The organism is Psychroserpens luteus, assembly GCF_015319355.1.
Taxonomy (GTDB): Bacteria; Bacteroidota; Bacteroidia; order Flavobacteriales; family Flavobacteriaceae; genus Psychroserpens; species Psychroserpens luteus.
On sequence record NZ_JADILU010000005.1, the window covers coordinates 205052 to 219805 of the forward strand.

Sequence of the window (14754 nt, forward strand, 5' to 3'; positions counted from 1 at the left end):
TTTATATTTATTGTTTTTTTAGAACGATAGTGTCTTTAAAGCTTTTTTCTACAACTTTAATTGCATCACTTATTGTTTTTTGTTGCTCTGGATTAAGCGTTAGAAAATCCATTTCTAATTGATGTTTGTACACTATTGTATTAGCGATCGTTTCATAGGTAATCTTAGAGTTCATAAACTCATTTGATAATGATAAATCCTTTGGAAGATAATCTACGACGTAACCATCAGGAATTTCTAAAGTTGTCACATAATCGTAGTAACTCTTATAGGTCACTTCAATATCATTTTCTCTATCGTCTTCAAATTTAAAATCGGTTTCGTCCTTTCTCAAATTGAGATTGATATAAATTTCGTCTCCTAATATTTTTGCATAATCATTGATATTAAATGTATAATCAATAACTAAATCTTTATCATAGTCAAACTTATTTGTTTCTGAAACTGTATCGATTAGAAATTTATTATTCCCTTTTCGCATTTTGTAATTGTAATACTCTTTGACTTTTGCAGGAGTATTAGCATCTTCTAACTGATTAAAAAAATCAATCTTATAATACCCAGAAATCTCAGCTTTGGTTGATCCTACTAATTCAGTATCATTTAAACGCAATGTGGTCACTTCTTTAAATGCATTTGTTTTAGCATCAACAACAGGTACATCTTTAATTTCAAACTTTGCTTCTCCATTAGAAATTAATGCTTCTTTACCTTGAATAAAAGATGAAGGCATTTCAATTGGTAAATAACGACCAGTAGCATCTAAGAAATAGGTTTTATCATCAATTTCTATAGACAAAATCATGTGATTATCTACAATTGGTGTTGGTACATCACTATAGCTATAAGCAATCTTTCTAGTTCCTATCCATGTGAGATTACCTTCTAAACCAGCAATCTTTAACATTTCATAAAGGATGCTAGAATTATCTTTACAATCACCATATTTCTTTTTGTACACATCATTAGCCTCTCTTGGTATAAAACCACCTAAAGCATATTCAAACGCGATGTATTTTATGTTTTTTTGTGTCCAATAATAGATGGCTCTAGCTTTTTCTAAATCGGTTGTCTTATCTTTTGTCAATTCATTGACAAGATTTACTAAATTAGCATCTGGCTCACTCAAATTGATATCTTTTACCATAGAATAATACCAATCATACAATCCAGAAACATCGTTTAAAAGATTAACATTTTTATCATTTGATTTATATGATGTAATTATTGGTATGATATGAGGAAGTACCTTAGAATAACTAGGCACATTACTTTCATACTTATGTTTAGCTACGTCTAAAATCTCCCAAGTGTAAATGATGTTGCCTCGTTTTTCTTCTTTTGTGAACTCAATATTGTAATCTTCGGTATTAAATTCTTGAAATCTAAACTGAATGTCTTTATCTGCAACAAGCGTTACTTTTTTTTGTTTTATAGGGTAAAAATCTCCAAAATAAATCGGACTTAAAAATCTAGGATTCTTAACCACTTCAGTGTATTCTAGTTTTGTTTTACTACCTGTTGTCAAATTAGGATAAATAAAATTTAGCGATTTTGAATCATCATGAAAAGAGTCTTCCATTTCGTCTTTTTCAAGAAACTCTTCTACTTTGTGAGTTTTATATTTTCCGTCTTTATACTCATAAGAAGAAGCTTCTACAGACTCTAGTTCAAAAAAAGATGAAAATCTTAAGTTTCTTTTAGAGCCATACGTTGCAGATTCATCTAAATACAAATCCTCTTCTATAAAAGATTGCTTCACTTCTAATTCACCATCTTTGAATTGTACCGAAATTTTCACATCCTCAAGTAATCGCACAATTTTAGAATCTGGATACTTATTTTTAATGAGATCAAACTCCTTTGTATATTGAGCAAAAGCACTTTTTGGTATAAGCACTAAAAACGCAATGCAAAGTAATGATGCTATTGATTTATTATTTAGATTCATAAATATCTCCGTTTGTATAGTATTCTGTCAGGGTGAGTTTTCCGTTTTCGTCATAATACGTTACTTCACCATGTTTTTCATTATTTAGATAATTGGTACGTTCTTTAATATTTCCGTTAGGATAGAATTTTTCTGAAAGCCCATGTCTGTCTCCATATAACATGTTTTCTTTTAATTTTATTTTCCCATTAGGATGATATTCAAGATCCAAACCGTTGTACTCACCTTTTTCGTAAGTTGTATGATTTTCTAAAGTACCATCATAATAATAGGCTTTGTATTCTCCATGAATTTCTCCATTGACATACTCCATTGTTCTTGCTGGCTTACCATTATCAAAAAATCCATCTAATCTACCAGACTCATTTTTAATTGGAATCATTTCTTTTTCGGTTCCATCTGTACCCAAATAAGTATAACTGACTAATGTGCCATGATCGTAAATTCTAACGATTTGCAATTTCCCCTCTGGACTATAAAATTCTTTCCTACCGTGATTTAAATCATCAACATACTCTGTAGATGTGTACAGTTTTCCATTTTCATGATATGACAACCATTTACCAGTTCTATCACCTTCATCGTACAAATAATCGTCCTCTATTTGACCAGATTGGTAGTATCGTTTTGATGACCCATCTTGATTACCATTAACGTAAGTGTCTTCATTTTTTATCTCTCCATCTTTATAATACCATTTCCAATCACCACTCATTTGATTATTGTGATAATTGCCATCAACCGTTACTTTTCCGCAGAAACTATAATATTTATAGGGTCCATGTTTTTCACCATTTGTATAACTTGTTTCCGATTTTTTATTCCCATTTTGGTATGTAGACTCAATCTTGTATGAGGTTGAAGGTTGCTGATAAGCAAAGGTATTATATACTTCTCCTTTCTTGTCATATCTTCTTTCTGAAATGAGCATATCAAAATCATAATCTATTTGATTATCCATCGTACCATCTACATTATAATAGTATTGTGTACCATGAATGTCTCCATTGTGGAAAAAATTAACAGCTTCAATAGTACCATCATTATAGTAATAATGCCATTCTCCTTGTTTTAAATCATCTTTAGACCACCCTTGAGTTTTTAATTGACCACTCACATAAAAATGTTGGTAGTAACTTTTATTGTCTTTAGAATCATAAGTTGTTATGCTTTTAATTTCTCCAGATTTATAGAAAGTTTTTTCTTCTCCTACAGGCTTACCTTCTTCATATTTACCTTCATCTGTTAAGACTCCATTCTCATCGTAAAACTTCCATTCTCCTACTTTACCACCTTTTATATCATACAATCCTTCGGCAGATTTATTTCCGTTAGGATGATACCCTTCGTAGAAAAACTCTCCTCCTTTTTTACGGTTTTCAGAAAGCACCTTACCTGACTTATCATAAAAAGTGTAACTAATTATTTCTCCTCTTCTATATTGAAAATCAGATGTAATTAAACCATCTGTATCATAAGATTTATAATCACCATCTAACGATCCTTTTTTGTAATTGTAGTCGTTACTTAATGTACCGTCTTTGTAGTAACTTTTCCATGGTCCATCATAATAACCTTCACTAGATTGACCAACCGATTTTTTGTTTCCGTTAGCATAAAACGACGCATAAGGACCATTTAATTCATTGTTTTTATATGCAGATTGCATTGATATTTGTCCGTTTCTATAATATTTAATTTCATTACCATTACGCATTCCGCTTTTGAAATTAATCACAGAGTATTTTTTACCATTTGCGTAGTATTCTAGAGCATCACCTTGCACTTCATCATTTTTGTAATTGATATCAAATTCTATAACATCTTCTCCAACATCAAAATAGGCTAGGTATTTGCCTGATAATTTCCCGTTTTTAAATGTCTTTTTCTGCTTTAATCCACCTTGTTTTAAATAGTACTTATATTCACCTTCAAACTCACCGTTTTTAGAGGTTGCCATGATATAAGGATTCCCGTTATCATAATACAATTTATTCTCACCTGTGGTTACACCAGCTTTATAAAGAGCGATTTCTTTAATAGCTCCATTGTCATGATACCAGGTCCATGCATTCTCTTTTTCTCCTTTTTTATTATAAAAACCTTCGCTCATTTTACGACCATTATTATCATAAAATGTCCAATCTCCATTTAAGGTATTATTCTTAAACATCCCTTCACCTTGAAGTACTCCTTCTTCATAGTTGAATGAAGCTTCTCGTTTTGAATTATCACTAAAAAGTTCATATAATCTAAGGACATAAGCACTAATAAATTCATCAACTTCATCTTTATTTCTTTCTATAACCTTTTTATAGTCTTCATTTTTGATACCATAGTTTAAGGTATAAGTAAAATCATTAAAATGATCATTTTCAGCTATCCATTTATAAAAAGGAATGTAATACACATCCCAAAAACCTCCATCACCTTCTATATTTTTTAATTGCTCTAATAAAGCATGATTTTGTTTAACTAAGGGGATTTCAATTTTAGTCTTTGTATCATAATCTGAATTTAACACAACCCTATTATTGATAATAAGATCAATATCCTCAAAGGCTTCATCATCTATAGAAACCTCTAAACCTTTAATGGGTTCGTTTTCATTTTTTGTAGATGCAATCTCATTCATGTACTTTAACAATGCAAAACCTCTTTCACTATCTGGCTCAATCATTAAACTCATATTGTAGCACATTAAAGCTTGAGATATTAATTGCTGACCATAACAAATATTACCTAATTGTAAATGTGCATTTCTATGAATTGGGTTGTAGATAATCGTTTGCTGATAAGCTTTTATAGCTTCAGCTGTTTTATCAACTCTTTCATAAGCCAATCCTTTATTATACCAAATTTTTGGGTTTTTTGGAAACGTTTTTAAAGCTTCATCATACACCTTTATGGCCTCTTCAAAACGTTCAGTCTCTACTAAAGAAACACCTTTGTTTATATAAAAGTAGAGCTTCGATTGGCTATCACAATTTAAAGCTAGCCCTTCGTTTGTCACTGCTATAGCATCATCATATTTTTCTAAAAGAATATTATAATATGATTTTGAGGTTAATACAGAACAGTAAGTCGAATCATTTTTATTGATACGATTAAGTTCTTCAAGCGCTCCTTTATAATCCTCTTTAGATGCTTTATCTACTGTAATAGCAACAACATCATCGTAAGATATAAATGGGACTTTGTCTTGGGCGTTAATCGTAAAACAAGAGCAAACAAAGGCAATAAATAATAAATATTTCATAAGTAATTAAGTTCTATTAGGTTCTCGAATATAACATTGTAAAGTATAATATCATAGAAAAAATACGTTTTTAGAGAAAACTAAATTATCAAAGTCTATGTTTTGCGACCATTTTAATTTTCAAACTCAGTAATAAAACGTAACTTTGGTATGACACCAACCTAACCTTACAATTTAATTATAATTACCCAAATCCAATAACTATGATAGACCAATTTCTGTCAAATTTCCAAGATGGTGTTTACCATATTCTTAATATAAAAGCCTATGATCACATCTTGTTTTTAATAGTGCTTACTGTGCCTTATTTGTTTAAGGATTGGAAACGCGTATTCATTCTAATTTCTATATTCACTGCAGGTCACTGCATATCATTGGCATTAACAACTTATGATATCATAAATGTAAATCTCAAATTAATAAAGCTTTTAATCCCATTATCCATTTTAATTGTTGCTTTATTTAATGTGTTTACTACAGGTAAAAAATCTCATGGAACAACGATTGGCTTAGTGTTTTTTGCCACTTTGTTTTTTGGTTTAATTCATGGCCTAGGTTTTGTAAACACTTTTGAAGCTATGATTTCTTCTTCGGAAAACAAACTACTTGCACTTTTAGAAATTGGCTTAGGCATTGAAGTAGGACAATTATTTGTAGCTTTTATCATTCTCTTTTTAAGCTTTCTATGTCAAACTATTTTTAGGTTCTCAAAGCGTGATTGGGTTATGGTAACCTCTGCAATTGTGGTTGGCTTTGTATTGCCTATGCTCATTAAGAGTGACTTATTTTCTTAAAAAAAGTGTTTACGACATATCTTTTGAAACATCTTAAACGTTATGAAAGTCTTAAAACGCTACTTAGCTTTTTAATAATTATTACATTTGGAATATAGTACAGATTTAAACCTTAATGGTTGAGTTGATATTTCCGAAGAAAAACAACAACGCTAAACCTAGATAATGTCTAAGAAAAAACAATTACGATACGATAAAGCCTACTTAAGAATTGCGAAAGAATGGGGAAAACTCTCACATTGTAATCGTAAACAAGTTGGCGCAATAATTGTAAGAGATAGAATGATCATATCAGACGGTTACAATGGTACACCAACTGGTTTTGAAAACTATTGCGAAGATGATGAAGGCTACACAAAGTGGTATGTTTTACACGCTGAAGCAAATGCGATATTAAAAGTCGCTGCGTCAACACAATCCTGTAAAGGAGCCACCTTGTATATTACCTTATCGCCATGTAAGAACTGTAGTAAATTGATACATCAAGCAGGAATTATTAGAGTGGTTTATCACCAAGGTTACAAAGACGATTCTGGATTACAATTTTTAGAAAAAGCAGGTATTGAATTAGAATTAATAGAAGATATAAAAGTATAAATGTCGTTTCAAAAAAAATACATTCCACTTATTATTGGTGTTGCAATTGCAACAGGTGTTTTTATTGGCGGAAAATTAAATTTTACCGATACTTCAGATCGTTTATTCACTTCAAATAGCAAAAAAGACAAACTCAACAGACTTATAGATTACATTGATTACGAATATGTTGACGACGTTAATACAGACAGTATCGTTGATGTTACGGTTAATGGGATTCTTGATAATTTAGATCCGCATTCTACATACATCCCAAAAAGTGAATTAGAGCGAGTTACCAATAATATGAAAGGAGACTTTGTTGGTTTAGGCGTTAATTTTTACACGTATAATGACACCATTGCTGTGATTAGAACGGTTAAAGATGGTCCAAGTGAGAAAGCTGGAATTAAAGCTGGTGATCGTATTTTAATGGCAGATGGCGATTCTATCTTCGGAAAAGAATGGAGTAACACAGACATCATTTCAAAATTAAAAGGAGAAAAAGGCTCTAAAGTAAAACTGTCTATTTACAGAAGAGGTGAAGACAAGCTGTTAGAGTTTAAAGTAAAACGAGATATTATCCCAATTGAAAGTGTAGAAGCAGCCTATATGCTAACCGATAAATTAGGCTATATCAAAATAAATCGCTTTGCTGAGTCTACTTACAAAGAGTTTAAGCGTGCTTTAGATATTCTTCAAGATCAAGGTGCTACACAATTAGCTTTAGATTTACGAGATAATCCTGGTGGTTTTTTAGGCATTGCAGAACAAATTGTTGATGAGTTTTTAGAAGATGATAAACTCATATTATTCACAAAAAATAAAACAGGTAAAATAGAAAAAAGCTTTGCTACTGGTCGAGGAGATTTTGAAGAAGGCGAAGTTTATATTCTTATTAATGAAAGTTCTGCTTCTGCGAGTGAAATCGTTGCAGGTGCTTTACAAGACAATGATAAAGGTACTATTGTGGGACGACGTAGTTATGGTAAAGGCTTGGTGCAACGCGAAATGTCTTTAGGAGATGGTAGCGCAATAAGATTAACGGTTTCCAGATACTACACACCAACTGGTCGCTCCATTCAAAGACCTTATGATAACGGTAAGAGCAATGATTATTATAAAGATTATTATAAGCGATTAAGTAGTGGTGAATTTGAAGATGAAGAGAATATTAAAATTGCAGATTCTCTAAAATTCACGACACCAAAAGGTAAAGTGGTTTATGGTGGTGGTGGAATTATTCCTGATGTTTTTGTGCCATTAAACACTACTATTAATAACGAAACCTTAAACTATCTTAGACGTCGAGAATATATCAGTAATTTTGTTTTTGAAGAATTAGATAGAGATAGAAGTATTTATAAGGATGTCACATCAGATGATTTTGTAGCAAATTTTGAAGTAAGCGATGATATTGTAATTAAATTTCAAGATTTTGTAAATGCTAAAGAAAATACCAACTTAACATTTGTGGCTTATCACGACCAGATGAGGCGTTTAATAAAATCTGAATTAGCTCAACAACTCTACGGAAGTAATGTTGCTGAAAAAATTCTTAATGAAACCGATGATATGATTGAGGAGGTTATTATATTAAGTCGAGGCGATGATTATTTTGAGGTTAATCTTTCCGAAGAAAACTAACTACTAAACCTTATCATGCACTTTAGTGTGCTTGCCACCATTCCAAAAGGTAAGAATATCTGTAGCTACTTGCGCTCCACTTCCAGATGCTATTGCAAATTGACTTCTCCAACCTGCTAATGTTCCTGCTACATACAATCCTTTATCCATTAAATGATCTTCATTTTTTAACCAAATTCGATCTTTTTCTGTTGCTGCTTTTGGATGCGGTTCTACATAACTTTCTAATCCTGTTATCGTCAACAAACTAGTATAACCTACAGCAATAATGACGATTTTTGAATGGTATGTGCTTTTATTGGTAGTGATCGTAAATCCTTTAGAAGTACTTAAAACAGAAGTCACCTTCTCATTTTCTATTTGATCTACATGAGGATACAAATCCTGAAGTTGTTTTATACCACTTTCTAAAATATCTGCTCCCAAAGTACCTGGAGCTAATCCCAACACATTATTAAAAAGTGCATTTTGTAAATGCGATGTTTTTTGGTGCGTCACAATAGCAATACGTTTATCTACAGCAAAAGGTTTCGTTTTTGCAGATCCTAAAACCAAAGCGCAAGACATTCCAGCTGCTCCTCCTCCAATTATAAATGCATCATACATTAATGTCTTCCTTTAAGTTTGTTATCTACACGTTTTGATAATCTTAAAACCTGTAGTAAAAATATAGCACATAAAGAGGCGAAAATTGTAATTAGTGCAATAATGCTTTGACCTTGAAATAAGTTATTGAAATCTAACATAGTTGCATTATAGACAATTAGTCCTGCAGCAATTAAAGTTACTAAAATGGTAAAATACTTCATGAATTCAATTTTTAAGCCATCTCAAAGAGAGCCTTGATATTATGTGCAAATAATTTAACTGCAATAGCTAAAAGAATAACACCAAATATTTTACGAATGATGTTAATTCCGTTTTGACCTATCATTCGCTCAATTTTACTAGATGTTTTTAATACTATAAAGATAATAATAACATTTAGTATCACTGCTATAATAATGTTTTCTATTCTATATTCTGCTCTTAATGATAATAATGTAGTTAAACTTCCAGGTCCAGCAATTAACGGGAATGCTAATGGAAAAACCGAGGCAGTCATTGTTGTACTTTCATCCTGCTTGTATAACGTTATTCCTAAAATCATTTCTAGTGCAATAAAGAATAAAATAAAAGCACCTGCAACCGCAAATGAGTTAACACCTACACCTAAAAATGATAAAATGGTTTGTCCTAAAAACAAAAAGATAATCATAATTACACCTGCAATTATAGATGCTTTTTCACTTTCTATATGACCTACTTTTTTACGTAAATCAATAATAATAGGAATGTTACCAATAATATCAATGACTGCAAATAGAATCATAAATGCAGTAAAAATTTGTTTTATATCTAATTGAATATCCATGCTTTCGGAATTTTCGGCAAAAATACCTCTTTATAACATATATCCAACGTTAAAAAATCGTAAAGTTTCCCTACTTTTGCTTTTATAAATTTTAGCTAAAAACTGCATGTTTCAACTAGGAAAAACAATCGTTTCAGAAGACATTATTGAAAAAGATTTTGTCTGTAATCTATCTGCTTGCAAAGGCGCTTGTTGCATAGATGGAGATGCTGGAGCACCTTTAGATGCTGAAGAAGCTAAAATCCTTAAAGATATCTATCCAAAAGTTAAACCTTTTTTACGCCAAGAAGGTATTGATGCTATTGAAAAACAAGGTACTTACACGACAACAGATTTTGGTGATCTAGAAACTCCTTTAATTAATGATGCAGATTGTGCTTATGTAATTTTTGATGATAAAAAGACTGCACTCTGCGGAATAGAGGAGGCTTATAATCAAGGTGAAATCTCTTGGAAGAAACCTGTGTCTTGTCATTTGTATCCTATTCGGGTTAAGGATTATTCTGAATTTTCTGCAGTCAATTATGACAAATGGGACATTTGTGATGATGCCTGCTCACTTGGTAAAGAATTACAAGTACCTATTTACAAATTTGTAAAAGAAGCATTAATTAGAAAATTTGGTGCCGATTGGTATATGGAGTTAGAAAAGGTAGCAGAAAAGCACCTTAAATAATTGAACTAATTTCCATTTATACGTTTTTTTAAACCATTCATATATTTGAAGTTTTTAGTGAACATGATTTTTGTAACTTCATTGTTTACAGATTCTTAACACTTATGATTTCAGAAATAATGAAAATTAAAAACTTTTTAAAACACACATTCTGCATAATATTATTATTATTATTACTCCTAAACGGTTATTCCCAAAAAGCATCCAAAATACAGTTACCATCAACTTACGATTTTGACTATACTTATAAACTCAAAATGACTATGGATTGTGTTGACTTAGACAAAACAGATTTCTCAATAAATGCTTCGGCTTATGGCTCTATGATATCTGCTTTTGGAAACTAAGCAGTTCTCAAGACATTAGATCGCGTTGGTACTTGTATAAATGGCTTATTTATTCAAAATAAACAACTTAAAATTAACGACTTAAGAGATTTTAAGCATCGTGATTTTTGACTTTTTACAACATCTTTACATTTGTAATTTAATTCATTCATGATTTCGTCGAGGTCAAAACCTCGATAATAAAACTAGCGCAATACTTCTTTGAATTTTCGTCCTGATGTTTTAAAAGCAGCATATAATTGCTTTTACTCATTTGTGAAGTCATTTGTGAAGTCATTTGTGAAGTCATTGTCGTTAATTTTAAAAGCATGACTATCTTCTACTAAATGTATTTTCTATTATTACTTTAATATCCTATAAAACAGATGCTTACCAACAATAAATAAAGACCTTTTTATTTCGCTTTTTAAATCATTTATAGTCTCTTTCATAGCATTATCTCTTAATGTGATAACAGCATCTTGATAGATGTCAATAATTTTCTCTTTTGTAATAGGATGATTTTTAGCAAAACCTATAATAGCCAATCTAATGTTAGAATAAATCTGCTTTAGATCATTTTGGTGAATATTTTTCAAAGCTTCAACAACAGCTTTGTCTGTCATATTAGTGTAAGTTTTTCTCAAGTAAACATGAATAGTAAAAATAAAAAAACTCATGACTCATTTTTGCTTATTCAAATTCAAAGTGCTAATAAATAGATTAATTCTCGACGATTATGAAAGAAGCACTCGTAGTTTTTAACGAAACCACAATTTCTACAGCCTTTCTAATAGCAATAATTACAAATATAAATAATTGATAATGTGGTGTTTGATATAGATGTAACATATGTGGCATCATTTGTTACAATAGTGCAATTCTCATTTACATATCGTGACTAATTTTGTAGAAACCTACTAATAAATAATTTAGTTTTTATAAAATATTATCTGATAATTAAATGATTTTGAGAATAAAAACGTGAAAAATTACTCGTTAAATCTATGACATATACAACGAACTTTTAAAGTGATAAATAATTTTAAAAACATTAAAATCAAGATTACTAATCTTTGCCTTTTTATTTATAAGCAACACAATCCAATATCAGTTTTTGAAAAAACACTTACGGTTTATGACTATGAATTCATGAATCTAAATCCTAATAACAAGACAAATAAAAACAGACAATTATAATACGAGAAAGTTAAAAATTTTATCATTAAAGAATATGATTAATAGCGAACATTCTCAATCCCGAAGCATCAGGACGGGAGCCATATAAAAAACCAATAAATATTAAACACATGAAAACATTAAAAACAATGATTCCAAAAACAACACTAGTTTTAATATTAATAACAGTAATGCTAAGCAGTTGCTCAAGTAGTGATGATACTGATGCCTCAGGTCAAAGCGCTTACTATTTAACTGCAAAAATTGATGGTGTAAATTATTCAAGAGAATTTGTTACAGTTAGTGCTTTACCAGATGAAACTGATGCTTATATAATTAGCGCAGTTGGAGAAATTTCCTCTATTGGTTTATCATTAGAAAGCCCTATTTCTACTGGCACATTTACATCTTCGATAGGAGATTTAACAGTGCTATTTTATCAAGAAATTAACCCTTATGCTGTTTGGGCGTCAAGTGATGATGTAGGATCTGGTACAATCACTGTCACAGAAAACACAGACACTTATATAAAGGGCACATTTTCATTTACAGGAGTTAATCAATTAGATAATTCTATAAAAGTGATTACCGACGGAAATTTTAAAGCTCAAAAACTATAACAATGAACACTAAAATTTTTATACTATTTCTTGTTTCCTTATTACATTTTCAATTGTGTAAAGCACAACAATCACAATCTACTTTACCAAAAGTTGAAAACCATCTTAACGGAGAACTAGATTATACCCATGAAGCCTTAGACTTAGTGCAAAGACAGGTAAATGGAGAACAAATTATATTAGGAAAAATAAAGAAAGATGGAACAATTCAATTCAATTTACAAGAATTCAATATTAAGGCACTTTATGATAGTATTCCTTTACAGCACCAAGACTTTCATCAATTATTTAAAATAGATAGTAGCTGTAAAGACAGAGATGTTTTTGCAGACACTTCTTTTGATGATGTGTACTCACAGAAATATAAACTACTCGTAAAAAAATATGGAATGAACATAGCCATATTAGAACCTGCTAGCAATAACAACATTAATAGCAGCAACTATTTTTGGTTTTATATAGATAGAGCAATTTCATTTAAAGAAAAATGCAGTAAAGTAAATAATCGAACTGGTGATATTTATGCTAACATTAATGCAGACATCCAATTTGAAAAAGGTTGGAATTTTATAGAAGAGACGATTGAAATTGTAAATACTGATAGCAAAGGAGATTCCCTTGTTACTCAATTAAGCAAGATACAATTCACCAAAACTTTACCTATAAATAAAAAAGTTAAATGGTCTTTAAGACAGATACAAGAAGATAAAAAAATTCAAACTGCAAAAAGGTTATACAATGTAACCCCTTTAACAAAAGAGCAATTTGAAAAATGGGCACCAAATAAACTTAGCGATTTACGAGTAACCACAAAAGAACATGGTAATACTCCTAAAGGGCAAAAAAATAAAAACAATATTCATTTAACCTATACTAACAAAACTCAAGAAAGAGAAATTGACCTTTATGTAGTTGATTGTGCTATGAATCCCAATGATTTAGAGATGATAAACTTTGCCTACGCAATGCAAAATAATGGTAAAGATGAAAAGGATATGAAACCATATGTAGCAAAATATAGTGAACAAACAAAAGCTACACAGTTATTATTTAAAGTTGAAGATAGACTATTTGTAAATGCTTCAGGAGTGAATATTAATGCAGAAGAATTATGGGATTATATCAAAAATTTAAAAGTAGAAAATTTACTTAAAAAATAGATTCAATAAAAATTGAAACGCTCATTTCAGAATAAAAAAACCTAAAAAAATATTTACCTTTTTTAAGATAAAATATTAATAATCAATAATTTAAAACAACAATATGAAAATTTTAAATATTACTTTAACAATATGCCTTATTACTTTTATGGCTAGTGCTCAAACAGTTCATACGGTTGATAACCGCTCTCAATCTGGAGCACTATTTACAGACTTGCAAGATGCCATTGATGCTGCAACTGCAGGAGATATTATACAAATTCATCCATCAGGAACAACTTATGGTAATGCCTCAATAGGCAAAAGATTACATCTGGTGACTTTAGGTCACGATCCAATAACTAATGATCAAGGTTTAACTGCTGTTATTGGTAATATTTCTTTCTTTGGTACTGCTGCCAATAGCGAAATTAGAGGTCTAACCATAAACGCCATTGTTTTAGGAGGAGGAACTGCAAATAATTTAGACGGAATTCATATTATTCACAATAGAATTAATAGTGCTATATCTGCAGGTTCTGCCAACGGAATAACAGATTTTTGGATAGTAGAAGGTAATTATTTTACAACCAACGGTACAGCCCTACTTACAAATGCAGACGGTTGGTTAATTAAAAATAATTTCATGTTTGGTGGTGTAAGTAGTTTAAACGTTACTAATTTGGTAACTAACAACATCTTTTTTAGCACTAGTAACACGCCTACCGATAATTTCTTTTCAAACTGCACAAGCACCATTATTTCTAACAACATTTTTGTAACCAATGGCAACATGACCGAATTTGGTATTAGTAACTCCACTAATTTAGATTTTAGAAACAATCTTACTTACAGTTATGTTGGAAATACAATTATTGATCTTCCAGGAACTAATAATTTAAACAATACAAACCCAATGTTTGTCAGTGCTCCTACTGCTGAAGAAGATGATTTTTATAACAATGATTATCATTTAGCAACAGGATCTCCAGGTATTAACTATGGTACAGAAGGAACAAATATTGGCATCTTTGGAAATAATTTTTTATTCGATCCTCAAGGTAGACCAGATTTAATGCCATTTCCTACAAGTCTTACTATCAATAATAACATAGTAGCTCCTGGACAGAACCTAAACGTGAATTTCACTGCAGAACAAAAACAATAAAAATT

14 protein-coding genes are annotated in these 14754 nt (G+C 30.6%); 8 read left to right on the top strand and 6 right to left on the bottom strand.

Annotated elements, in window-relative coordinates; translation table 11 throughout:
• Nucleotides 1–7: 7 nt before the first annotated feature.
• Both IM744_RS12995 and IM744_RS13000 read right to left on the bottom strand, forming a co-directional pair.
• A complete protein-coding gene (locus IM744_RS12995) occupies nucleotides 8–1951 on the bottom strand; it encodes a DUF3857 domain-containing protein (RefSeq protein ID WP_194508577.1) in 1944 nt (647 codons plus the stop codon).
• Nucleotides 1938–5210, bottom strand: a complete 3273-nt coding sequence (locus IM744_RS13000; protein WP_194508578.1) for a toxin-antitoxin system YwqK family antitoxin — start codon at nucleotides 5208–5210, stop codon at nucleotides 1938–1940. Before IM744_RS13000 ends, IM744_RS12995 begins: the two co-directional genes overlap by 14 nt.
• Before the next feature lie 203 nt (nucleotides 5211–5413).
• Here IM744_RS13000 and IM744_RS13005 point away from each other — a divergent pair, with 203 nt between their 5' ends.
• The 3 genes from IM744_RS13005 to IM744_RS13015 all read left to right on the top strand — a co-directional run bounded on the left by IM744_RS13005 (nucleotide 5414) and on the right by IM744_RS13015 (nucleotide 8227).
• Nucleotides 5414–6004 carry a HupE/UreJ family protein gene (locus IM744_RS13005; protein WP_194508579.1) on the top strand — a complete coding sequence of 197 codons (591 nt, stop codon included), beginning with the start codon at nucleotides 5414–5416 and terminating at the stop codon, nucleotides 6002–6004.
• 165 nt (nucleotides 6005–6169) lie between these two features.
• Entirely contained in the window at nucleotides 6170–6601 is a 432-nt protein-coding gene (locus IM744_RS13010) for a deoxycytidylate deaminase (RefSeq protein ID WP_194508580.1), read from the top strand.
• Nucleotides 6602–8227 carry a S41 family peptidase gene (locus tag IM744_RS13015; RefSeq protein ID WP_194508581.1) on the top strand — a complete coding sequence of 542 codons (1626 nt, stop codon included), beginning with the start codon at nucleotides 6602–6604 and terminating at the stop codon, nucleotides 8225–8227.
• 3 nt (nucleotides 8228–8230) lie between these two features.
• On the opposite strand, the gene IM744_RS13020 is transcribed toward IM744_RS13015, so the two are convergent.
• The 3 genes from IM744_RS13020 to IM744_RS13030 are packed head-to-tail and all read right to left on the bottom strand — an operon-like array spanning nucleotide 8231 to nucleotide 9641.
• Nucleotides 8231–8833, bottom strand: a complete 603-nt coding sequence (locus IM744_RS13020; RefSeq protein WP_194508582.1) for an FAD-dependent oxidoreductase — start codon at nucleotides 8831–8833, stop codon at nucleotides 8231–8233.
• Nucleotides 8833–9036 carry a hypothetical protein gene (locus tag IM744_RS13025; RefSeq protein WP_194508583.1) on the bottom strand — a complete coding sequence of 68 codons (204 nt, stop codon included), beginning with the start codon at nucleotides 9034–9036 and terminating at the stop codon, nucleotides 8833–8835. The genes IM744_RS13020 and IM744_RS13025 overlap by 1 nt, the downstream gene beginning before the upstream one ends.
• A gap of 11 nt (nucleotides 9037–9047) precedes the next feature.
• A complete protein-coding gene (locus IM744_RS13030; RefSeq protein ID WP_206694496.1) occupies nucleotides 9048–9641 on the bottom strand; it encodes a MarC family protein in 594 nt (197 codons plus the stop codon).
• Between the two features lie 106 nt (nucleotides 9642–9747).
• Between IM744_RS13030 and IM744_RS13035 the strand changes: the two genes are divergently transcribed.
• Both IM744_RS13035 and IM744_RS13040 read left to right on the top strand, forming a co-directional pair.
• Nucleotides 9748–10317: a DUF3109 family protein gene (locus IM744_RS13035; RefSeq protein ID WP_194508584.1), complete on the top strand. Its 570-nt coding sequence runs from the start codon at nucleotides 9748–9750 to the stop codon at nucleotides 10315–10317.
• A gap of 104 nt (nucleotides 10318–10421) precedes the next feature.
• Nucleotides 10422–10664 (top strand): hypothetical protein, encoded by a 243-nt coding sequence (locus IM744_RS13040; RefSeq protein ID WP_194508585.1) that lies wholly within the window; start codon nucleotides 10422–10424, stop codon nucleotides 10662–10664.
• Between the two features lie 341 nt (nucleotides 10665–11005).
• Here the strand turns inward: IM744_RS13040 and IM744_RS13045 are convergent, their stop codons facing one another.
• Nucleotides 11006–11269, bottom strand: coding sequence for a hypothetical protein (locus IM744_RS13045; RefSeq protein ID WP_194508586.1), 264 nt, complete (start codon nucleotides 11267–11269; stop codon nucleotides 11006–11008).
• Nucleotides 11270–11953: 684 nt separating this feature from the next.
• On the opposite strand from IM744_RS13045, the gene IM744_RS13050 reads away from it, so the two are divergent.
• The 3 genes from IM744_RS13050 (at nucleotide 11954) to IM744_RS13060 (ending at nucleotide 14749) form a co-directional block, all read left to right on the top strand.
• The gene (locus IM744_RS13050; protein WP_194508587.1) at nucleotides 11954–12442 is read left to right on the top strand and encodes a DUF6252 family protein; all 489 of its coding nucleotides are present in this window, start codon (nucleotides 11954–11956) and stop codon (nucleotides 12440–12442) included.
• A gap of 2 nt (nucleotides 12443–12444) precedes the next feature.
• Entirely contained in the window at nucleotides 12445–13602 is a 1158-nt protein-coding gene (locus tag IM744_RS13055; RefSeq protein WP_194508588.1) for a hypothetical protein, read from the top strand.
• Nucleotides 13603–13705: 103 nt separating this feature from the next.
• Entirely contained in the window at nucleotides 13706–14749 is a 1044-nt protein-coding gene (locus IM744_RS13060; RefSeq protein WP_194508589.1) for a right-handed parallel beta-helix repeat-containing protein, read from the top strand.
• Nucleotides 14750–14754 lie beyond the last annotated feature (5 nt).

Bases quoted from the DNA above. Each gene is read 5' to 3' on its own strand.
- IM744_RS12995 (WP_194508577.1), bottom strand. From the start codon at position 1,951: ATGAATCTAAATAATAAATCAATAGCATCATTACTTTGCATTGCGTTT.
- IM744_RS13000 (WP_194508578.1), bottom strand. From the start codon at position 5,210: ATGAAATATTTATTATTTATTGCCTTTGTTTGCTCTTGTTTTACGATT.
- IM744_RS13005 (WP_194508579.1), top strand. From the start codon at position 5,414: ATGATAGACCAATTTCTGTCAAATTTCCAAGATGGTGTTTACCATATT.
- IM744_RS13010 (WP_194508580.1), top strand. From the start codon at position 6,170: ATGTCTAAGAAAAAACAATTACGATACGATAAAGCCTACTTAAGAATT.
- IM744_RS13015 (WP_194508581.1), top strand. From the start codon at position 6,602: ATGTCGTTTCAAAAAAAATACATTCCACTTATTATTGGTGTTGCAATT.
- IM744_RS13020 (WP_194508582.1), bottom strand. From the start codon at position 8,833: ATGTATGATGCATTTATAATTGGAGGAGGAGCAGCTGGAATGTCTTGC.
- IM744_RS13025 (WP_194508583.1), bottom strand. From the start codon at position 9,036: ATGAAGTATTTTACCATTTTAGTAACTTTAATTGCTGCAGGACTAATT.
- IM744_RS13030 (WP_206694496.1), bottom strand. From the start codon at position 9,641: ATGGATATTCAATTAGATATAAAACAAATTTTTACTGCATTTATGATT.
- IM744_RS13035 (WP_194508584.1), top strand. From the start codon at position 9,748: ATGTTTCAACTAGGAAAAACAATCGTTTCAGAAGACATTATTGAAAAA.
- IM744_RS13040 (WP_194508585.1), top strand. From the start codon at position 10,422: ATGATTTCAGAAATAATGAAAATTAAAAACTTTTTAAAACACACATTC.
- IM744_RS13045 (WP_194508586.1), bottom strand. From the start codon at position 11,269: ATGACAGACAAAGCTGTTGTTGAAGCTTTGAAAAATATTCACCAAAAT.
- IM744_RS13050 (WP_194508587.1), top strand. From the start codon at position 11,954: ATGAAAACATTAAAAACAATGATTCCAAAAACAACACTAGTTTTAATA.
- IM744_RS13055 (WP_194508588.1), top strand. From the start codon at position 12,445: ATGAACACTAAAATTTTTATACTATTTCTTGTTTCCTTATTACATTTT.
- IM744_RS13060 (WP_194508589.1), top strand. From the start codon at position 13,706: ATGAAAATTTTAAATATTACTTTAACAATATGCCTTATTACTTTTATG.